This is a genomic window from Acidobacteriota bacterium (genome assembly GCA_028874215.1).
Lineage (GTDB): Bacteria > Acidobacteriota > UBA6911 > RPQK01 > JAJDTT01 > JAJDTT01.
In genome coordinates, this window is record JAPPLF010000053.1 from 15,595 (window position 1) to 36,757 (window position 21,163).

Sequence of the window (21,163 nt, forward strand, 5' to 3'; positions counted from 1 at the left end):
AGAACCATGAGATTCAGCTTGGGCACCGCCCTCGGCATCGAAGTCCACGGCCCGGACCTGGTCCTGGCCGTCGTCCGAAAGGGTTTCCGCCATTTCGAGCTCCAGGACCACGCCGTCATCGAGGATTTCCGGACTCTGCCACCGGGCCGGCTCCGGGAGCGGATCCGCCAGTCCGTCCGGTCCTACGGCACGCTCAAGGACCGGATCGTCCTGGGGGTTCCCCGTGACGAGGCCGTCGTCCGCTGGCTGGAACTTCCGCTGGAGGTGGAAGAGAACCTGGATCAGATGGTCCAGTTTCAAGTGGAGCGCCTGGAACCCACCGAGGAGAACGGGTCCTACTACGAATACCAGGTGCTGGAGAAGGACGAGGCCACAGGCAAGCTGCTGATCCAGATCACCATGCTGCCGCGAGCCACGCTGGACCGGTATCTGGAGATCCTCCAGCCCGCCGACCTGTATCCCGTGGCCATCCGCCTGTCCAGCATCGCCTACCACCAGGTTCTGCTGGCTCACGCCGACGGACTGCCTTCGGAGCAGCCTTGCCTGGCCCTGGCTCTGAACCCCGGTTCCATCGAGATGGTGCTGATCTCCGGCTCCAGCAAGTATTTCTCCCAGAAGGTGGGGCTGGGGGAAGAGGAGGCGCAGACGCTGTCGTCGATCCTGCGCCACGTGGACGCCTTTCTCTCCCAGGTCAGTCCGTTGGGCGGCGAGCTTCGCAAGATCTACCTGAGCGGCTCTCTGGCCCGCTCTCTCCTGGGCGAGTTCCGGGCCCGCTTCGAGGATTGCGAGCTGCTGCGCACGCATCTTCAATTGGCCCCCGGGAGCGTCAGGGCGGAGGCGGTGGAACCCTTTCTGCCGGCCGCCGGCCTGGCCATTTCAGGCCTGACCCGGTCGGGACCCGCCCGGTACAACCTGATTCCGGAGGAGAAGCGCCTGGTGCTGGAACGGTCCAGCATGTTGCCGACGGCGCTGCTGGCCGGGCTCCTGGCCGTGATGGCCGTGGCCCTGCTGGGCAGGGATTATTTCCAGCAGTCCGATCTGACCCACCAGATCCAGGTGGAACTCAACGCCCTCCAGCCCAGGATCCAGGAGGTCATGGAACTGCGGGAGAGGACCCGCCGGGCCGAACTCCGGCTGGCCGAGCTGCAGGAGTTGATGCAGGGCCGGGAGAAGGTCCTGGGCATCCTGCGCGAAATGACGGAGAAGACCCCCGACGACGCGTTCCTGGACCAGATTTCGATTCGGGGAGAACAGGTCACCATGGTGGGCTACGCGTCGTCGGCGTCCGGGCTTCTGTCCAACCTCACCACCACCGAGTCGCTGGACACCGTCGAGCCCCGGAACATCGCGCCCGCCAGGGGGATGGGGGATCGGGAGAAGTTCACCTTCGACGCCACGTCCAAGTGAAAGGGAACCATGAGGAAGCTGACACTCAGAGAACGGCGCATTCTGCAGGGAGGGGGGCTGACGGCAGCGGTCGTGCTGGTCTACTTCTTTGCGGTGGAACCCTTCAATGAAGCCCGGGCCTCCATCCCGGCCGAACTGGAGACCAAGGCCAAGTTGCTGCAGCGTTCAAGGCAGCTCCTCTCCCAGCGGGACTACTACCGGTCCCGGAGCGAAGACCTGGAGCGGCGGGTCCAGCAGTACGAGAATCGCTTCATCGACGCCGAGAATTCCAGCGACGCCACCACCAAGGTCGAGCTGGCGGTGCGGGATCTGGCGTCCCGGCTGGGAATCACCATCGCCCGGAGCAGCCGGGTCCAGGAGCGGGTCCTGGACGACCGATACGCCAGGATCACGCTGAGAGTGAATCTCCGGGCCGACCTGCGGCAGGTGTTGGAGTTCGTCCACGCCGTTTCGACCTACCCCAAGTTCCTCAAGGTCGAAAACCTGGAGCTCCGGGTCGCAAGGGTCAGGGGCAAGCGCCGCCTCAATCCCAGCATGCACGTCTCGGGGCTGATTCAACTTTCTCCCGCGCCGGGCATCTCTACCAGGAGCGGAACATGAGGCAAGGAATCGTTTTGCTCAATCTGTTGCTGGTGGCGGGCGTCGGCCTGCTGGGACAGCGCCTGATCTCGAATTGGCGCCATTTCCAGGAGTCCACCCGTCAGGAGGTCTATCAGCGGATCAACCGGAGTCCCGAGCGGCCGGAGGAAGCGTCGTTCCGGCAGGAACCGGCGCGGCCCATCAACCACTACTTGGAGATCCACGAGCGGAACCTCTTCAACCCCGAACGCCGGCCGGAGGAGGAGGTGACCGGCGCGGAGGAGATCGCCATCCAGAAGCCCCCTCCACTGCCCATCAAGCCGACGCTGCACGGCGTCTCCACCATCCGCGGCGAGCAGAGGGCGTTTCTGACCGTTTTCGCGGGGAAGAAGAACCAGGGCGAGTCCCGGACGGTGATGCTGGGAGACATGGTGCAGGGGTACCGGGTGGGCGAGATCACGCCGACCACGGTCACGCTGGTATGGAACCATCACACCGAGCTGATTGACATCATGGACTCCAGGAAGGGCAAGCAGCCCAAGAAGTCGGCGGCCAACAAGGGCGGCGCCGGCGCGGTCAACATCGTGACCGTCGGCTCCACGCGGGCTGCGGTGGAGACGGTGGCCGCATCGGTCCCGCCCGCCGAAGAGGGGGCGCGCGCGGCCGTGAGTCCCGCCGCCGGCCAACAACGGGTCCGGTCCGGCGGAGCCGCCGCCCGGGGCCGAACCACCCTCACGGGCCGCCAGGGCGCCGCCCGCGGCCGGACCAGCACCGCCAGGCGTTCCGTCTATGGCAGCGCCGCGACCCGGAGATGAGGAGGGGGGGGGCGGCGGTTTCCTAACCGCCGATTCTTATATCCCATGCGAATCACGCGATTAAAAATCGCCCCTCCCGCCATGATTTCGAAATCTATTCGTGACCCAATGACGACTCTAAAGAGGTTCAAATAATGCGTGTGTTGATCGCAGTGGTTGTAATTCTTTTCAGCGGGAGCGAACTCTTCGTCGCTGCACAGCGCGTCGGCTTCGCTCAGCGTTCCGGGACCACCCGGCAGACGGGTCAGGAGCCGTTGATCGTCGATGACGGCGCTCCCCCGGCGTCCGGCTCGAGGTCCGGCGCGCAGGACGCGCTCCAAAAGCGCCGGGAGGCGCTTCAGAAGGTGTACGGAAGACAGGGACAGGGGGCTTCGGGCGGCTCCGGGGCGGCCACCGCGGCGGGGTCCTCTCGCGATGAGCCGCGGACCCCGACCTCGGCCGGGAACCGGGCAAGGCGCTCCGGCAACGGAAACGGAGGAGTCAAGCTGGCCTTCACCGACATGCCCATCGACCGGGTGGTGAACGCCGTCATGACCGAGCTGGGCTACTCCTACGTCATCGACCCGGCTGTCTCCGGAACGGTCAGCCTGTTCACCATGGACGACATCCCCAAGAAGACCCTCTTCCGGGTCCTGGAGCAGGTGCTCAAGCTGTCCGGTCAGGCCATCGTCAAGCAGGAGGGGATCTACGTCGTCCTGCCCATCGGCAAGAGTCCGCGCGTGCCGCACAAGATTCTGGCCCGGCCGCCTGTTTCCGGCACGAGCCCGGCCGTCCCCGCTCCGCTCCAGGAGAAGACCGGCGCCCGGGAGGAGGAACCCGAGACCGCGCCTCCCGGGCGGGAATCCCCCGAGTCCGCTCCCTCGGAAGGCGCCGTGAGGGTGGTGTCTCCGGGGGGAACCGCTCCCGCGCCGGGAGCGGCTCTCTCCGGAGAGACGGCAACCCCCGCCACGACCCTGCTCTCTCAAGAGGAAGGGTCTGCCGCGGCGGAACAGGCGACCGCCTCGCAGGCCGCTCCCGGCCCCACCGTACTGACACCGGGGGAGTCGGAGGAGGCCCTCCGGCTGGAGGACGAAGAGGGCATCATCACTTACGTCATCCCCCTCCACTACCTGCCCTCCGAAGACATGATCGAGATCGTGCAGCCCTTCGTCTCCGAGGGGGCCACTGTGGTCAACCTGGTCTCGGTCAACATTCTCCTCATCACCGACTACCGCCGGAACATCCAACAGGCGCTGAACCTGATCCGGATGCTGGACACCGAGTATTTCTCCATCAACACCGTCGATCTGATCACCATACGGCACAACCACGCCGTGGACGTGGCCACAGACCTGAGTGCGGTCTTCTCTCCGAGTGAGAAGGGTGGCGGCGTGCGCATCGTCGCCATCGAGCGGCTCAACAGCATCCTGGTGGTCACGCACGCGCCTGCGGTCCTGCAGGAGGTCAAGACCTGGGTGGCCAAGCTGGACACTCCTTCCACCAACACCAATCTCAAGACCTACGTCTACGAGGTCGAGAACAACACCGCCGCCTACATCGCCGACGTCCTGGGCCAGCTCTACTACCAGGGCATGGGCCTGCCCATGAGCGGCACCGATTCCACGGACCCGCAGGCGGACGATCAACTCCGGCGGACTCCGACCCAGGACCCCGGCTTCCTCCGCCAGCAGCGGGGCTTCGGGGGCTACGGCGGCGGCTATGGCGGGTACGGCGGCGGTGGCTACGGGGGTTACGGTGGCGGCTATGGCGGGTACGGCGGCGGTGGCTACGGGGGTTACGGTGGCGGCTATGGCGGGTACGGCGGTGGGGGCTACGGAGGTTATGGCGGCGGCTATGGCGGGTACGGTGGTGGCATGGGCGGCGGTTACGGGAGGGGTTTGGGACCCTCCCTGATGGGGCGTTCCCTCAGCCGCCCGTCCGGTATCCGCGTCGTGAGTGCGGGAGATATCCGCATCGTCGTCAACGATTTCAGCAACTCGCTGATCATCCAGTCCACGGAGGCGGACTACCGGTTCCTGCTGGACACCATCCGTCAACTGGACAAGCTGCCGCGCCAGGTTTTCATGGAGGCCCGGATCTACTCGGTGGAGTTGCGGGACGATCTCAGCTTCGGCGTGGCCGCCTTCCTCCGGGGCCGGCAGGCCGACGCCACGGGACCGGCCACCACCGGCAGCATCACCGGAGCCTCCGAAGGGAGCGGCGGAGGCGGCGCCCTGTCCATGGTCACCAAGGCCTTCATCGGGGCGCAAAGGGAGTTGGAGGCCGCTATCACCGCGCTCCGTTCCCGGACCAACGTGGAGATCCTGGAGGCCCCCACGCTGCTGGCGGTGGACGGCATGCAGGCCCGGATCAACGTGGGCGCCGAGGTCCCGGTCACGACCGCTTCCTACGGCGACCCCATCACCTCGGGAGTCGCCAGCGCCTTCGCCAACAGCATCAACTATCGTCCCACCGGGACTTCGCTCCTGATCATGCCCCGCACCAGCGCCAGCGGCATCGTGACCATGGACCTGGCCATCGAGGTCAGCCAGGCGGCGGGTTCCTCACTCACCCCCACCATCAGCCAGAACTACGTGGAGACCTCCCTGATCGTCCGGGACGGCGAGACGGTGGCCATCGCGGGCATCATCAGCGACATCAGCGACCGCAGCCGCAACCGGATCCCCGTGCTGGGGGACATCCCGGTGGTGGGAGCCCTGTTCGGGCGGACTGCCAAGAGCAAGCGCCGGTCCGAGCTGGTCGTCTTCATCACGCCCCACGTCATTCACGGCCTGCCCACGGCCGTGGAGGTCACGCTGGACTTCAAACGGGCGCTCCGAAACGCCTACCACACCATCAACCGAAAGGACCAGGAACGACGCGACTTGATCCAGAGGCGCAGAAACGAAGAAGGGCACTGAAAATGAGGCGCGCAGCGTCTGCCGCACTGTTGCTGGCCTGGCTCGGTCCGTCCGCCGCCTCAGCCGCATCTCCCCACCCGGTCCGCCTCGTCAAGACCGACGCGGCGCGGGTGGACATCTACGCCGGCGAGGCCCTGTTCGCCTCCTACCACTACGGCATCGGCCTGCACAAACCCATCCTCCATCCCCTGCGCAGTCCCGGAGGACACCGGATCACCAGGGGATTCCCCATGGTGTTCGGCATCCCGGGCGAGCAGACCGACCACTGGCAACACGAAGGCGTCTTCCTCACCTACCGCAACGTCAACGGCGTTGACTTCTGGTCCAAGTTTCCCCCCACGCGAGACCGGCCCGGCAGCGGCCGGATCCGCCACACCGGCTTCACCCGCCTGGAGGACGGAGAAAAGGGCATCCTGGGGACCACTGCCGACTGGATCGCCCCCACCGGAAAAGTCCTGCTGAAACAGGATTCTCAAATGACCATCCGAGCCGGACCCGCCTGGCGAACCCTGGATCTTCAGATCACCCTGACCGCCCAGGAAGAGCCGGTCACCTTCGGCGACATCGAAGAAGGCCTGCTGGCCATCCGCGTCGCCTCCGGCCTGCGCGAAGACCGCACCGGCCGCTACCTCAACGCCGAAGGCCTGGAACTGGCGAAAAACGTCTGGGGCAAGAGGTCACCCTGGGTGGCCCTGCGCGGAACCGTCCGGGACGAGGACCTCACCCTGGCCATCCTGAACCACCCCCGCAGCGTCCGATACCCCACATACTGGCACGCCCGCGCCTACGGCCTCTTCGCCGCCAACCCCTTCGGCCGCGCCGATTTCGAAAAGGGCGCTCCGCCCCTGAACTACTCCCTGTCCCCCGGCGAATCGGCCCTCCTCCTCTACCGCATCCTCATCCACTCCGGCCACCTCACCCGCTCCCGGATCGAGGACGAGTTCCGCAAATACCGATAGCAGGGGCGGTTTTCCGACCGCCGCGTGTCGCACGCATAGGCCGTCGATCGGCAAGCCGGCTCTCCTGCACCTTCTCGAAAAGGAGAAACTCCCCATCTCTCAACTCCGCTTTCTCCGGGTTCTCGCGGATGTATTCCAGACACTTCATGAAATGCATCTCGTCCCTGATCAATCGGTCCCAATAATCCTTTTCCCAGAGCTTGCCCGACCTTCCGGTCGTCCGATTGATCTGACGAGCCGTAAACAGCTTCCAGGACCTTAAAATGTTTCCGAGCCGATGAGATCCAAGAGGTCTGAACAGCACATGAACGTGGTTGGGCATTACGACGAACGCGGCCAGTTCGTATCGTTGGCCGTCAAAAAATCGCAGTGCGTCAGCGACGATCCTGGACAATGCGGGATCCCTGAGGATGCAGGACCCGCTGCCTTGATCCAAACAGTTGTCAATCCGTCCGGAGAAACGTTTGCGGTAGCGTTTCGCCGTCTCAGAGTCCCAAGGTCGAGGATTTCGTTTCAACCAGAATTCGCGCTCCTCCCGCCACTGAGCCAGTTTGATTTGGGGAAGCGAATCTCCCAGCCGCCAAGTCACAAAAACGAATGTGTGATCCTGTTGCCAGTGGGGCAGGCGATTTTGGCGAACATCCCCGGGTCCATAGGGGTCGAAATAGAATCGGGAGCGCGTTCCTTGCCGAACATTTTCGGGATCACGTGACACATAGTCCCAAACGCCACCAAAGCAAAAACAACGAAATCGAAGGGGGGGGCGGCGGTTTCCTAACCGCCGAATCCCGAGCAACAGAAGAACAGGAGCAGTGCCGGGCGATTAGGAAATCGCCCTTCCAAACACCGGGGCGGCAGTTTCCCAACCGCCGATTCCCGAGCAACAGGAAATCACGCGCAGCACCGGGCGATTAGGAAATCGCCCTTCCGAAGGAAAACACGCGCAGTACCAAGCGATTAGAAATCGCCGCTCCTGACGAGCTTCTGCGCGGAACGGTAGGTTTCGAGGGCTTCGTCCGTCTTGCCTTCGTCGCGGAAGACGCGGGCCTTGAACATGAGCAGCATGAACCGGTTTTCCTGCGCGTCGACGGCCTTCAGGCTGGCGTCCACCGCCTGGCGGGCCAGACCATGCTGGTCCGCGTTCAGCAGCTCCTCGCTCAGGTTCAGCACCGAGAGCGTCAGCACGCCTTCATTCTCGGCGCCGAAGCCCAGGTCCAGGATCTCCTGGATCTCCGCCACGACCGCATCGTACTCGCCCGATTCGAGCTTGAGCTGGGCGATCTCGTAGTGGGTCGCGGCCGCCGCCAGCTTGGCGTTTTCCGCCGGGTTTGTCGCCACCGCGGTAACGCCCCGGACCGGCGCCAATCCGAAAACCAGTAGAAATACGGAAAACCGGATCAGAGCGCTCATCTCTCACCTCTGATCATATCAAAGGGATTCTCCCCCTTTTCCGCTCGTTGGGCGAGGGAAGAAGGGAAGGTCTCCCGTTTCAATGCCACCAGGAACGGGTTCTCCGCCTTGGCGTAGACTCGAGGCGCCGGCGGCGCCTCCTGGATCCGTCCCATGAACCCGCCGGAGAGAATCGCCAGCACCACCAGGCTGGCCGCCGCGTACCGGACCTCGGGAAACCGGACCAGCGCCGCCAGTCCCGATCCCAACTGCTCCCAGAGGGAGTCCCGGGGAACCGGCAACCTCGACTCGATCCGGCTCCAGATCTCCGGAGCCGGCTCCGCGTCCGGCGACCCGGCCCTGAGCCAGTCCGACAACTCGCGCTGCTCCTCGTAGATCCGGGCGCACTCGGCGCACTCGGCGAGGTGGGCCCGCACCGACGGCGCCGACCCCGCGTCCAGGCTGTCGTCGGCCAGCGCCGAAATCGAAAGCAGAAAACCTCGGCAGGAGCGATTCATTGCTTCCTCCCCATGTAGGTCTTCACGTGGTCCTTCACCACCAACCTGGCGCGGTAGATGTCGGTCTTCACCGAAAGCAGCGAGCGGCCCACGATTCTTGAAATCTCTTCGTACTTCATCTTCTGGAAAACAGCCAGCACGAACACGTCACGATACTTGGGCGTGAGCGACCGCAAGGCGCAAAGAATGATCTCATTGAGCTCTTGAGAGAGAACCGCCCGCTCCGGATGCAGATCCATGCCCTCGTCGGCCAGGAGCCAGTCCAGGGGACCTTCCTCTCCCTCCAGGGAGATTTCACTGACCTTCTTGGTGCGGCGGAGCTTCTGGTAGACCTCGTTCCGGGCGATTCGATACAGCCAGTAGCGAAACTGCTTCGGATCCCGGAGCTTTTTGAGTTCCCGGTGAACCTTGAGGAAGGTTTCCTGTGTGAGGTCTTCGGCATCTTCCTTGGAGCCGATCAGCCGTAAGATAAAATTGTAAATGCGCTTGACGAACAGCTCGTAGAGCGCATGAAAGTCGGCAGCCGAACCCTGCTGGGCCCTCTTGACGATTGCCGCCAACTCATCCGGGCTGATTTCGTCTGGCATACGTACGGACTAAAACGGAATTCAGGCCGCCCCAACCCGTCTCTCCGACATTGCCAAAGCTACCAGCCCTCCTCTCTTCCAATCACTTTAGGAGATGACCCTGGCGGCAAAAAGTCGCAAGCGGGGGACGGGTGAGGGAAGTGGTATCATTGGCCATTATGCTTGCGGACGAGTCTTTCCGGATTCGTTCCCAACGGCCGGCTCGCGACTCGGCTCGAACGCCCGTCGCCGGCCCGGCGAATCGAATCGGAGTTTAATCCAACCGTGAGTCGAACTGGCGGGAGGCGCGGGTATGGCAGAAGGCTGGGGAGCTTCGGCTTCTTCGCCTCCCTGGTGGCCGCGTCGTTGCTCTCGGCGCTGATCTGGCAGTTCATCCCCAGTACCGGGGACGATTCCCACTACCGGCCGGATCCCGGTTCCTCCCGGGGAACCGCCGGCTGGAGCCGGGCGGACCGGACGGTGGCGGGTTCGTTTCCGTTTCCCCGCTCCTTCGGCTCGTCATCGCCAGGCCCCGGTGCGGGGACGTTTCAGACCTCCCGCTCCTCGTCGTCCGGCCGGCGCGCTTCGTCCCCGCGCCGCCGGACCAGCCCATCGAGAAGCACCTCGCGCGGCGCCTCTCCCCCAGTCTCCGCCTCCACCGGCGGGACCGCGGATGCGGCGGGTCCCGGAGCGGCAGTCGAGCCGATCGCTCCCGAGGCCCGCTCCACGGACGACATGATGGCCCGGGCGGACGAGCTCCGGCAGTTCGAGCGCGACTACCAGGCGGCCTGGAGCCAATTCGGCGCCGGCCGCTCGCTGGGCAACCCCTATATGAACGCCCGCAATCCCTTCCGGCGGGCCTTTCTCGACCGGGCGGACCCCAATGACGTCACCGGCGACGACCCCAACGACGGAACCGGAGACACCGGCGATCCGTCCGCCGGCGCGCCTCCGCCGGAGACGCCGAATCCGCCGCCCGCGCCACCCGTCGGACCCGACCCCGTGCCCCCGGCTCCCCCTCCGCCCCCGTTTCGTCCCGGGGGCGGCGTCATCCGCCCGGACCCCCCATTCGACTTTGTCGTGGTCGGCGACTACGGCTCCGGAGGGAGCGCCCAACGGGTCTACAAGGGCCGCCGGGACGCCCGGAACCGGTTCATTCTGGAAAACGACCGGACCTTCACCATCGGGCCCAATCCTGAAGGGTTCCGGGTGTTCGACGAGGACGAACGCCTCCTGGTGACCGACTTGAATGAGGACGGCCATCTGGACATGGTCCGGGCCATGAACGGTCCCCTGGGCGCCCTGCTGAAGACGGAAATCGGCGACGGCACGGGCCAGTTCGAGCTCCAGGCTCAAGGTCACCTTCTCCGCCGGCAGGTCCTGAATTTCGCCCTCTTCGATTTCGGCGGCGATGGAGAGTCGGAAATCGTCCTGGTGACCGACGTCGGACCCGGACTCACCATCTACACGCGGGACGGGGAGCAGTGGGTCCACGACAAGGAGCTGGCCTTGTCCTTTTCGCCCGGAATCGTCATGACCTCCAACCTCAGGCGCCTGGACAAGCGACTCTACATCCTGGACCGGGACATGGGCCGATCCATGTATTTCTCCACCTTCTTTCACGACGGTCGGCCACGGCGCCTGACGTTTCCCCGGCACTCCCTCCACACTCTGGAAATGGAGGGCCCGGACGAAGAGGCTGCCCCGGAAGTGTTGGTCTACGAGGACTTCGTCTGTTTTTCCGTTTTCGAAAAGACGGAGCAGGGCTATGCCCTCTACGCGTCCTTTCCGGCGCCGCAATATCCCGGCTTGATTATCGTGGGAGACTACTTTAGGCTTGACTCCCGCCAGATGGTGGTGTGGTGGTGACGCGGTTAGGAATGTTGCGACTTTCGAGAACCTGTGGCATCTCTAGGAAAATCAGTTTCGGCGGAACAAGTAGCGTGTTTTTGTAGTCGGACGGCAGTATTTCGGTGCGGTCCGGGTTATTGTTTCCAATCGTCATTTTGCAGAGGAGTAAGGGAATGAACAAATCGAGAGCGATGCTTTTTTCGGCAGTCCTGCTGACCGTGGCCTTCGGCGCAACGGCTATGGCAGGCACCTCAGTTTCCTTCATGGCGGCCGGGCACACGTCAGAGCAGTCTGCCGTTTTCGCCAGCTACCTGGTCAGCATTCCCAATGAAGATCCCATGTATGCATTCGACACGGCCATTTCCGTGAGCAACGTCCTGGCGGCGCCGGCCGGGATCGACGCCTCGGGCGGCTATGGCGAGGGCTACAACGAGATGGGCACCCTGGAGATCTACCTCTACAACCGGGACGGCACCATGATGATGCATGAGACCTCCATGGATTCGCCCGGCTCCGGTTTGACCGACGGGATGCTCGGCAAGGGCCAGACCTACACTGTGCTCTTGAGCGAGATCGTGGGTGACATGGAGTTCGTGGGCTACGGCTGGGTCGTGGCCAACTTCGACGGCGTTGCCGGAACCCGCACCGTCATCGGCAGCTTCGTGAATCAGCACGGAACCATGTCGCCGCCCGTGTCCCGCCATGGCGCAGGGATCAAGCCCATGATGATGAGCTCGGACATGGACTCGGGTTCGCACGAATAAGTAGCGGAATATTCCGGACTTGAACACCGTCATCGTCGCAAGGTGACGGTGAGAATCCCTGCAGGATAATTTCCAGGCAGGGACTCCCGTTGCCGGACCGGGAAATCCGGGGACGGGAGCAACGGAAGTTGAAGTCGGGGGCTGCCCCTGGGTCATGGCGCAGCCCCCGGCTCTTTTATTTTTCCATCGTTCAATACGGTTCTTTCCCACTTGGGACATTCTCCCGAGTGGGCATTTTGGGTTCCGTTCGTTTCGGGAGGCTCCGGACATGATTTGTCTGCTCCTTTACCTGGGCCTCTTCTCAACTCCCGCCGTCGACCCGGAATTGGAGAAGTCGGTCCAAGCCTTCTGGGACCTGCTTCAGAAGGGCGACAAGGTGGGAGCCCTCCAATACGTCGTTCCGGAGAGCCGGAATCCGTTCCTCAACCGCCCCACCAACAACTTTCGCTCCTGGGAGCTGGACCGGATCGAACTCCGGGCCCCGGACGAAGCGCTGGTGACGGTGAAATTGCAGCAGATGCTTTTGCCGTCTGCGAGCTACTATCCCGTGCCCACCCGCGAGATCTGGATACGCCAGCCGGACGGATGGCGGATTCGGATTCTTCCCCCGAATCCGGAGCAGTTCAGAAGGGCGTTCATCGGCGGCCCGGCGCCAAAACCGAGCGGCCCGAACCCGGGAACGTTGGAGGTGGTCCCCCGGCAGGTCAAGATCCACTTCCTGGACCGGACGCAACAGGGTGCGGTCCGGATTCGCAACGGCCTGTCTGAAACGGTCCAGATCTCTCGAATCGACTACGACCGGACCCGTTTCGAGCTGCTGGAGAGCGCCGGCTCCGTCGCCGCGGGCCAGGACCTCCGCCTGTCGTTCCGCTACATCGGGAACGAGTCCGGGAAGGGCTTGAGGAATGAACTCCGCCTTCTGCTGAAACGGGGCGGCGATGAAGATGCCAAGGAGCAGCTCTTCACCGTCCGCGTCCTCTACAACTACGTGAGTCCCGGCGCCAGAGGCCTCCTGGGTCTCACCGGGAAAAAGCTGGACCAGCTCAAGCGCGGCGAGTCCGTGAAGCCCGTGGTCGACAGCCCCGTGTCACCCCCTCCCCTCCCCGGCCTCCCCTCCGCCGTCGAGCCGGAAGCCAAGCCGTAAAAGGAGTGAGGAAGGCGAGTTCAATCGCCCGTTCTTCTCTTCTCTCTCACACCCGTTCCCTCCCGCGGCCAGCCCATAACGGAATTGCACTCAACATCGTTCGGAAGTAATGTGATGTAAATGCAATCAACTGACATCACAGAAACCAAGACCCAGATTACCGCGCGCCTGCCGAATACGGTGGTCAGCGCGCTGGATGCAGCCGCCCGCCGTCTCAGGCGCAGCCGGGCGGAGGTCGTCCGCCGGGCGGTCGAGCGTTACCTCGAGGATTTCGACGATCTCTCCGCAGCCGTCGACCGGCTGCGGGACCCGAGCGATCCGGTGCTGGATTGGGATCAGGTCAGGCGTGATCTTCTCGATACGGATTAAGGCCAGCGCGGCCAAAGAGTTGAATCGGGTCGTCAAGCCGGACCAAAGACGGATTGTTGCGGCCATCGACCGCTTGGCGGAGAATCCTTTCCTCGGCAATGCGCTGAAAGGAGATATGCGGGGCCTCCGCCGGCTTCGCGTCGGGGATCACCGTGTCATTTACGAAGTGCGCGAATCGATCCTCGTCGTGCTGGTTGTCCGCGTCGCCCACCGCCGGGATGTCTACCGGCGAAGACCGGATTGAAGACGGACCTTCGAGGAGGGGCGATTTCCAATCGCCCGTTCGTTGGTGGTAGATAGGCGCTCCGGAGTCCGGCGGTTGGGAAACCGCCGCTCGTGTCAGACGGCGCCGCGGCCTGATCCCACGAAGTATTCCCGGAGCACGTCGAGAGTGCCTTCGGTGCGGGCCATGCGCTTCTCCAGCGAAACTTCGAGGCGAGACATGCGCTCGCCCAGCGAAACTTCGAGGTGGGACATGCGTTCGCGGATTTCGGCGCGTTCCCGTGCGGCTGCGCGGGACTGCGTGAGGATGAGGCCGCCGAGTGTGATGGTGGCGGCGATGATTGCCATGAGTTCAAGGGTCATTGGAATGTTCCTTTCACTCACTCTCCCCGATACCCGATTTTACTCCGCCCCGCCAGGTGGCTCAACAGGAGAACCGGTGCGAGGGGCGTCGTCCGCCCTCCCGCAGACCCCGGTAGAATCCCCCCGCCCAGACCGCCAGCCCCGCCGCCAACCCGGGAAGCCGCGCCAGGGCGCCCGTCCACACCATATTATTAATAAGGAACAATCGCCCCATGATCCGCGGCAACCGCCACAGCGGAAGCGCCAGGCTCAGCGCCGGGCAATGCCGCAGCCACGATCCCGGCACGCGCTCCAGGGTCCGAAATCGCCCACTCCAATACCCCAGGCGTCCGAGATGAACCCGGGCCCGGTCCCAAGCGACGTCGTTCGGGTGCCAGACCCCCGTCGACCCGTCGAAACAGAGCCGTCCTCTCCCGCGCCGCCCGATCTTCCGGCAGAGCATCAAGTCCTCCGCCATCCCCATTTCCTCGTCGAAGCCCCCGCAAGCCGCCAGGTCCGCCTTCCTGACCAGTAGATTGCAACTGGACAGGGCGTCCCGATCTCCCGAAGCCAGCCCCGGCAGGAACGACGAGAACTCGATCCAATGCAGCACCTGCCCCGCCGCGCCGGTCCCCGGCGGGAGTCCCACCCACCCCGAAACCATGGCGATCTGTTCCGAGCACAGCAGGCGGGCATGAAGCGTCTCCAGCCACCCGGCCTCCGGGACCGCATCGGCGTCGACAAAAGCCAGCACGGCGCCGCGCGCCTCCGCCGCCCCCCGGTTCCGCGCCGCCCCCGGAAACAGCCGCCCCTCCTGGGACAGCACCCGCAACCCGGGAAATCGCCCCTCGAGCCGCCTCGCCGCCTCGTCTCCCCCCGACTCCACCACCAGGACCTCGAAATCCAGTGACGTCTCCTGAGCTTCCAAGGCCTCCAACAGGCGGGGCAGCAACTCGGCATGCCCGTAGCAAGGAATGACCACACTGACCGCCGGACCTCTCATCACACCGGAATCGTAACAGGAGCGACGGAGCGACGACTTTCCTGTCGCCGGAGGGGCGGCGGTTTCCCAACCGCCGATTCCCGAGCAGCGGGAAACCAGGAGCAAAGCCGGGCGATTAGGAAACCGCCCTTCCAAACACTGGGGCGGGGGCGGCGGTTTCCTAACCGCCGATTCCCGAGCAGCAGGAGAACAGGCGCAGTACCGGGCGATTAGGAAATCGCCCTTCCAATCGCCCTTCCTTCCCTCTCCCCTATCGACTCCAATCCTCCGCCGCCGGAATCCCGCGACTCGTCAGCACTTCCATTCCCGGCTCCGCCGCCAACGCGGACACGGCATCGTCCCCGCTCCCGTCCTCTGGCGCCGGACCCCGAAAAATCCCCCGGATCTCCCCCGTCCGCGGATCCCGCAGGATGCTCACCGGCCGGTCGGTCTCCTCATCCAACCGGACCGACCCTCCCGGCCCCGACAGCGTGATGCCGGCCAACTCGCCGGCCCATCCGGCCCGCACGGGCAGAACAAACGCGAACGACGACCTCCCGTCCCCGTCGGCCAGCTCCGGCATGGCGAAGCTCAACGAAAACAACTCCTCCCCGTCCCCGTCCCTCCCCGTAATCTCATACTCCCCGCCGGACCGCGGAAGCCGCGCCGGAGCATCCACCACGAACGCCGGCTCCAGGTACGGAGTCCCGTCGGACCCGACGCCGCCCCAAAGCAGGAGGCTCTTCGCCGGCGCCGCCACCAGCGCGGACCCCTCGGCGCTGCCTGCGGCGTACAAGCGGTAACGGAGCGCGTTGGTGAAGTGATAAGCGCCGATCCACTGGGCCTCGGTGCGGCAGTAGGCCATCAGATCCGGCCAGACCGGCGGAAACACCCGCCCAGGCTCGATGAGATCGTATCCCCAGTCGCCGATGGAACCGTCCATCTGCGGAAACGCCGGATCCAGCGCGGCCGGCGCGCCGCAGGGCGCATGGGCCAGGCTCAAGTTGTGGCCCAGCTCATGCGCCATGATCACCGGATGGGGTATGGAGAAACTGATCAGGCCGGGTCGTTGGCCCAAACCGGCGAGACCACCGGTGAACTCGCCTCCAATCGTGCCCATGTAGTACCCACCAGCCCCTTCCATGGCATGGATGATTGCGGTTTCGCCGAACAGCGACACGGGGTCGTTGGTCGAGGTCGACACGGGCGCATGGGCCTTGACGTCGAGTTCCTTTATGGGCAGCAGCGCCCGTGTCTCCTTGAGCAGGGGATGGGCCCCGGGGTCACCGGCCATGCCTTCGGCCAATTCCACGATCGACGAATCCGGATTCTCATCCCATAGGAATGGAATCACGGTCAGATCGAAGACGGGCATCGTCCGGACGTCGACCGCCAGGCGGCCGCTCTCCGGGATCCGCTTCGTCACGCCCGCATCGGGACCCGGCGTTCCCTCCGGGTCGACGTCGATCACCATCTCCAATCCCGGTTGCACCACCGAACCGGGCACCAGAACGTTGGCGGAGGCGTTCAGATCCCCTTCGTAAAACTCTCCCGGAATCGGAACCGGCTTCCCCGGAATGTCCACCACGTGCGTCATCGTCCCGTTCCGATAAAAAGTGGCCCGGACCGGAGGGAGATCCGACCCGGTCCCGCGGTCCGGTTCCACGAACACCCGGAGCAGGGCTTCCTCTCCCGCCACCAGCGGCACCGGGAATTCTCGCGACTGGACGGCCTGAGTCAGGATCACGTCCGGTGGATCGCCGGCGCCGCAGATCCCGATCCGCCGTTTCCAGACGCCGGACAGCCAATCCCGAAACCCGGCGTCCGAAGGTGCGCAGAGGTTCGCGCCGTTGGCCAGAAGTTCCTCCAGCCGGCCGAGATCCGTCAGCCGGGCGGGCAACGCTCCGGTCATCCCGCCGTTATTCGAGAGCACGATGCTGCGCACATTCTCCAATCCACCGAATTCCGGCGGGACGGCGCCCGTCAGTTCATTGTCCTGCATCCGAAGGAACTCCAGCTTGGTCAGTTTCCCCAGTTCCGGCGGAAGGGCGCCCGACAGGGCGTTCCCTTCGAACCACAGCCCTTCCAGGTTGCCGAGGGCGCCCAGTTCCGGCGGGATGGAGCCGGTCAGATCATTCCAGGCGAGATCCAGCGTCTTCAGACTGGCGAGCGACCCCAACTCCGCCGGGATCGATCCCGTCAAGCCGTTGGCCCGGAGCCACAAGTTCTCCAGGTTGGCGAGTGCGCCGAGTTCCGGGGGAATCGGGCCGGACAGGGAGTTTCCCCTGATCCACAAATCCCTCAAGTTGGTGAGCGCGCCCAACTCCGGCGGGATGGAGCCGGTCAGGCCGGTCAAGTCCAGGTTCAGGTCCGTCAGGTTGGCGAGCGACCCCAACTCTGCCGGGATCCCTCCCGTAAACATGTTGCCGAAGAGCCGCAACGTCTCCAGGTTGGAGAGTGCGCCCAGTTCCGGCGGGATCGGCCCGGTCAGCCGGTTGTAGTCGAGGTTCAGGTGGATGAGCTCGGCGAGCGAGCCGAGTTCCGGCGGGATGGGACCCGTCAAGGCATTGTAGCCGAGATTCAGATCCGTCAAGCGGGTGAGCGAGCCCAGTTCCACCGGGATCGTTCCTGTCAAGTTGTTGTTCCCGAGATACAACGTAACCACGCGCCCGTCGTCGTTGACTCCGACGCGGCGCCATTCCTTCAGGGGACGGTCCGTCATCCAGTTATCCCGCAGGGTCCAGTGCGGACCCCCGGTCGCATCGAACAGCACCGACAGGATTTCCCGGTCCGACGGAGGCGGACAATCCGTGCCCGTCCCCTCGTGAGACGGTATGCCGCTCATCCACGCCCGGAACGATTCCCCGGCCGGGACACAGAGATCGGTGTCCGCGTAGTGGAATTCCTGAAGCGAAGTGAGTGAAGACAGGGACAGGGGCAGGCGGCCGGAGAGGGCGTTGCCGCCGATCCTCAGCTCGGTCATCTGCCGCAAACTCCCCAAGTTGCCGGGAACCCGCCCCTCCAGTCCGTTGCCGGCCAGGTCGAGCGCCGTGACCCGGCCCAGGGAATCGACGCTGACTCCGTGCCATTCTCCCAACGTTCCTTCTCCGCGCCACCCGTCCGAGTTCGTCCAGTCCGGCCCGCCGGTGATTTCGAAGAACGCCTCCAGCACCGCCCTGTCCGACTCGTTGCAGTACGCCCTGCCGTGAAGCACCTCGATTTCGCTCGACCAGGCCGTGAAATCGGGGCTTCCGGGTATGCAGAGACCTCCGTTCTGTGCGATCCGGAACTCCTCCAGGTCCATCGCCAGGAGGCTTTCCGGCAGCGGTCCGGTCAGGCGGTTCCAGTCCAGAAACAGGAACCGCAGTCCGGCAGCCGACCCCAGTTCAGTTGGAACCGGTCCGGTCAGGCGGTTGAGGCGTAGAGACAAGTTCCACAGCTTGGCCAGCGCACCGAGTTCGGGCGGGATCGCATCCGTCAACTGATTGCGGGAAAGCCACAAATGCTCCAATTCGGCGAGCGAGCCCAATTCCGGCGGGATCGAGCCCGTCAGTCTGTTGCGGTCGAGTCTGAGGGTATTCAAGTTGGCGAGATCGCCCAGTTGAGGCGGAATCGAACCCACCAGAAAATTGTTCTGGAGCGACAATTGCTCCAGTTTGGCGAGATCGCCCATGCCTGGCGGGACGGGACCGGTGAGGGCGTTGTCGCTCAGGTCGAGGGTCCTCAAGCTTGAAAGTGAATTCAGCTCCACCGGAATCGGGCCGGTGAGGAAGTTGCTCTGCAGGCTGAAAGACGTCGCCTCGGCCAGTGAACCGAGTTCGGGCGGGATCGGCCCCGTCAGGTTGTTTCCATTCAGGCCGAGGCTCGTCAGGTTGCCGAGGGACCCCAGTCCCGGTGGTATCCGCCCGGAGAGTTGATTGTCGATGAGACTGAGAAGTTCCAGATTGGCGAGCGAACCCAGACCGGGCGGGATCGGCCCCGTCAGGGCATTTCCCCCGAGCTCCAGGGTTTCCAATCTGACGAGGGACCCCAGTTGAGGCGGGATCGGCCCGGTCAACTCATTGTTCCCGAGCGCGAGAGACGTCAGGTTGACGAGCGAACCCAGTTCCGCCGGGACCGGTCCCGTCAGGGCATTGCCGCTGAGATCGAGGGTCGTCAGGTGAGTCAGGGCGCCCAGTTCCGGCGGGAACTCGCCCGCCAGCCCATTGTCCCTGAGGACCAACCGGGTGACGCGCCCCCCGGCATCGACATCCACCCCGTGCCATTCCCCGAGCGGGCGGCCGGTCCCCCAGTTCCCGCTGTCGGTCCACCCGGACCCGCCGGCGAACTCGTAGAGAGCCGTCAACGCGGCCTGCTCGGAAACCACCACCCCCACCGTGACCGACGCCGTCTGCGTCCGTCCGACGGCGTCGCGCACGGTGATCCGATACGTCGTCGTGGCCCGCGGCGACACCGGCCGCGATCCCGACGCCGGCACCGCACCGATGTCCGGCGTGATCTCCGCACCGACCGCGTTCGTCGAAGACCAGGTCAACGTGGCGCTCTCACCCCAATCGATGGAACCCGGCGAAACCGACAGCTTCACCGTCGGGGGAGGCGCCACGCCTCCGCTGGCCCCGTCTCCGTCCATGACCCGCACCGCCGGCACCGACGAGAGGGAATGGCTCGTCTTTCCGAACCGCAGTCCCAGTGGAGCGAATGGCGAATCGTCCTCGCTTCGAAGGAAGAGCAGACCCCGAAAGTCCGCCAGGAACCCCGTATCCACTCCTTCCGCGCCGAGCCATTCCGGGAGCGTTCGCGCCAGTTGCCGAAAGTTTCCGTGGTTGATGAACACCCCCTCCAACGGGTCGTTCCCCTCTTCATCCCGAACCCGCAGCTCCACGGTCGAAGCGGCGTCCGGTTTGAAGATGGCCACTCCGGCGCCGATCGCCGGCGACTCCTCCACGAACAGGGCGAACTGGCTTCCCAGCTCCACCGGTTGCACGCTCACCTCAACACCCGTCCCGGCCTGCCGGTAGGTCAACAACCCGCTGACCGCCGCCGACTCGGACTCCACCTCGATCCAGCCCCGCCGGATCGCCCCGGCGCCGGCGCTCTTCAGCACCCGGCTGCCCAACGACGGAATCAGGAACGCCGGTTCCACATCGAACAGATCCCGGACCGGCCGGCCCTCCTCGTCGAAGACTTCCACGCTCACCGACGCAGAGGCTTCCGTAGCGATGTTGCTGAGCGCCAACTGCACCGACCAGCCGCTTCCGTCCACGTAGTCCGGAAAGTAAAGGGTCGTCTCCGTCGGTTCCTGCACCTCGTCCCGGATCGCCGGCACCGACGAGAGTGATTGGTTCCGCTTTCCGAACCGCAGCCCCAGCGGAGAAAATCTCGACTCGTCCTCGCCACTCAGGAACAAAAGACCCCGGAAGTCCTTCAGAAATCCCCGGTCGATCCCCTCCGCGTCGAACCATTCGGGCAGCGTGCGCGCCGACTGGTGAAAGTTCCCGTGGGACACGATCCCACCGTCCAGCGGGTCGTTCCCCTCTTCGTCCCGGACCCGGAGCCGGATGCTCGACGACGCCTCCGGCTTGAAGACCGCCACTCCCGCTCCGACTTCGTCCGTCTCCTCCACGAACAGCGCGAAACGCCCGTCCAGCCCGGCCGGCTCCACGCTCACCTCGATCCCCGTCGTCCCCTCCTTGTAGGTCAACAGTCCGCTGACCGAGTCCGTACGGGCGCGGACCTGGATCCAGCCGCGCCGGATCGCCCCCGCGCCCGAGCTCCGCAACACCCGGCTGCCCAAGGCGGGAATCTCGAAAGTCAAACCCGACTCGAACAGATCCGGTACGGGCCGGCCCTCCTCGTCGTAGACCTCAACCACAACCTCGGCTCCCGCATCCGGATCGACATTGCTGAGCGCCAACTGCACCGACCATCCGCCACCGTCCACATAGTCGGGAAAGTAGAGAACCGTCTCCTCCGCTTCCTGATTCTGATTCCGGATCGTCTCCCGGACTTGGAGTTGGGCCTTCTCCGGCCCCTCGGCAGGCGACTGACTCGAAAACGAGGCCGCTAAAAACAAAAAGGCAAACAACGGAACCAAAATCTTCCTCATTTCAATACCCCCGACATCAAGAATCTCCCCTGGGAGCGGCGGCATTCCTGCCGCCGAACAAGCGAAGTGACCCAATGCCGCCAATGTTTCCCGTCGCCGACCGCGAGAGTCCGCGAGGGAACATTCCTACCCCTCTTCTTCAACAACGCCCCCGTTCCAATTCCCAACATTTTCCTTCGTTACTTTTCATTCTATTTAGGGAAGGTCTGATTAAGTCGAGTCAGCGTTCTGCACGATAATTCTTCCATCA

17 protein-coding genes are annotated in these 21,163 nt (G+C 64.5%); 10 read left to right on the forward strand and 7 right to left on the reverse strand.

All coding sequences use genetic code 11. The features are described from left to right. Positions 1–6 precede the first annotated feature (6 nt). The 5 genes from OXT71_10410 to OXT71_10430 all read left to right on the forward strand — a co-directional run bounded on the left by OXT71_10410 (position 7) and on the right by OXT71_10430 (position 6,660). On the forward strand, positions 7–1,407 hold the full coding sequence (locus OXT71_10410; protein MDE2926797.1) for a hypothetical protein: 1,401 nt from the start codon (positions 7–9) through the stop codon (positions 1,405–1,407). A 9-nt stretch (positions 1,408–1,416) separates the two neighbouring features. Further along, complete coding sequence (gspM, locus tag OXT71_10415) at positions 1,417–2,007, forward strand: type II secretion system protein GspM (protein ID MDE2926798.1); 591 nt, start codon at positions 1,417–1,419, stop codon at positions 2,005–2,007. Further along, positions 2,004–2,801: a hypothetical protein gene (locus OXT71_10420; protein MDE2926799.1), complete on the forward strand. Its 798-nt coding sequence runs from the start codon at positions 2,004–2,006 to the stop codon at positions 2,799–2,801. The genes gspM and OXT71_10420 overlap by 4 nt, the downstream gene beginning before the upstream one ends. Positions 2,802–2,935: 134 nt before the next feature. Then, on the forward strand, positions 2,936–5,701 hold the full coding sequence (locus OXT71_10425) for a hypothetical protein (GenBank protein MDE2926800.1): 2,766 nt from the start codon (positions 2,936–2,938) through the stop codon (positions 5,699–5,701). A gap of 2 nt (positions 5,702–5,703) precedes the next feature. Beyond that, on the forward strand, positions 5,704–6,660 hold the full coding sequence (locus OXT71_10430; GenBank protein MDE2926801.1) for a PmoA family protein: 957 nt from the start codon (positions 5,704–5,706) through the stop codon (positions 6,658–6,660). Here the strand turns inward: OXT71_10430 and OXT71_10435 are convergent. From OXT71_10435 to OXT71_10450, 4 genes are all read right to left on the reverse strand, one after another. Further along, positions 6,617–7,249, reverse strand: coding sequence for a transposase (locus tag OXT71_10435; protein MDE2926802.1), 633 nt, complete (start codon positions 7,247–7,249; stop codon positions 6,617–6,619). The genes OXT71_10430 and OXT71_10435 overlap by 44 nt on opposite strands. Positions 7,250–7,617: 368 nt before the next feature. Continuing rightward, positions 7,618–8,070: a hypothetical protein gene (locus OXT71_10440; protein ID MDE2926803.1), complete on the reverse strand. Its 453-nt coding sequence runs from the start codon at positions 8,068–8,070 to the stop codon at positions 7,618–7,620. Then, positions 8,067–8,567, reverse strand: a complete 501-nt coding sequence (locus tag OXT71_10445) for a zf-HC2 domain-containing protein (GenBank protein ID MDE2926804.1) — start codon at positions 8,565–8,567, stop codon at positions 8,067–8,069. Before OXT71_10445 ends, OXT71_10440 begins: the two co-directional genes overlap by 4 nt. Next, positions 8,564–9,154: an RNA polymerase sigma factor gene (locus OXT71_10450; GenBank protein MDE2926805.1), complete on the reverse strand. Its 591-nt coding sequence runs from the start codon at positions 9,152–9,154 to the stop codon at positions 8,564–8,566. Before OXT71_10450 ends, OXT71_10445 begins: the two co-directional genes overlap by 4 nt. Before the next feature lie 264 nt (positions 9,155–9,418). On the opposite strand from OXT71_10450, the gene OXT71_10455 reads away from it, so the two are divergent. The 5 genes from OXT71_10455 to OXT71_10475 all read left to right on the forward strand — a co-directional run bounded on the left by OXT71_10455 (position 9,419) and on the right by OXT71_10475 (position 13,505). Next, positions 9,419–11,002: a hypothetical protein gene (locus OXT71_10455; protein MDE2926806.1), complete on the forward strand. Its 1,584-nt coding sequence runs from the start codon at positions 9,419–9,421 to the stop codon at positions 11,000–11,002. Between the two features lie 155 nt (positions 11,003–11,157). Beyond that, positions 11,158–11,748, forward strand: a complete 591-nt coding sequence (locus tag OXT71_10460; GenBank protein ID MDE2926807.1) for a hypothetical protein — start codon at positions 11,158–11,160, stop codon at positions 11,746–11,748. 268 nt (positions 11,749–12,016) lie between these two features. Further along, entirely contained in the window at positions 12,017–12,892 is an 876-nt protein-coding gene (locus OXT71_10465; GenBank protein MDE2926808.1) for a hypothetical protein, read from the forward strand. Between the two features lie 120 nt (positions 12,893–13,012). Next, positions 13,013–13,261 carry a ribbon-helix-helix protein, CopG family gene (locus OXT71_10470; GenBank protein MDE2926809.1) on the forward strand — a complete coding sequence of 83 codons (249 nt, stop codon included), beginning with the start codon at positions 13,013–13,015 and terminating at the stop codon, positions 13,259–13,261. Beyond that, a complete protein-coding gene (locus OXT71_10475; protein ID MDE2926810.1) occupies positions 13,239–13,505 on the forward strand; it encodes a type II toxin-antitoxin system RelE/ParE family toxin in 267 nt (88 codons plus the stop codon). The genes OXT71_10470 and OXT71_10475 overlap by 23 nt, the downstream gene beginning before the upstream one ends. Positions 13,506–13,600: 95 nt before the next feature. On the opposite strand, the gene OXT71_10480 is transcribed toward OXT71_10475, so the two are convergent. The 3 genes from OXT71_10480 to OXT71_10490 all read right to left on the reverse strand — a co-directional run bounded on the left by OXT71_10480 (position 13,601) and on the right by OXT71_10490 (position 20,913). Beyond that, the gene (locus OXT71_10480) at positions 13,601–13,846 is read right to left on the reverse strand and encodes a hypothetical protein (protein ID MDE2926811.1); all 246 of its coding nucleotides are present in this window, start codon (positions 13,844–13,846) and stop codon (positions 13,601–13,603) included. Between the two features lie 61 nt (positions 13,847–13,907). Beyond that, complete coding sequence (locus tag OXT71_10485; protein MDE2926812.1) at positions 13,908–14,828, reverse strand: glycosyltransferase family 2 protein; 921 nt, start codon at positions 14,826–14,828, stop codon at positions 13,908–13,910. 250 nt (positions 14,829–15,078) lie between these two features. Then, entirely contained in the window at positions 15,079–20,913 is a 5,835-nt protein-coding gene (locus tag OXT71_10490; GenBank protein MDE2926813.1) for a hypothetical protein, read from the reverse strand. Positions 20,914–21,163 lie beyond the last annotated feature (250 nt).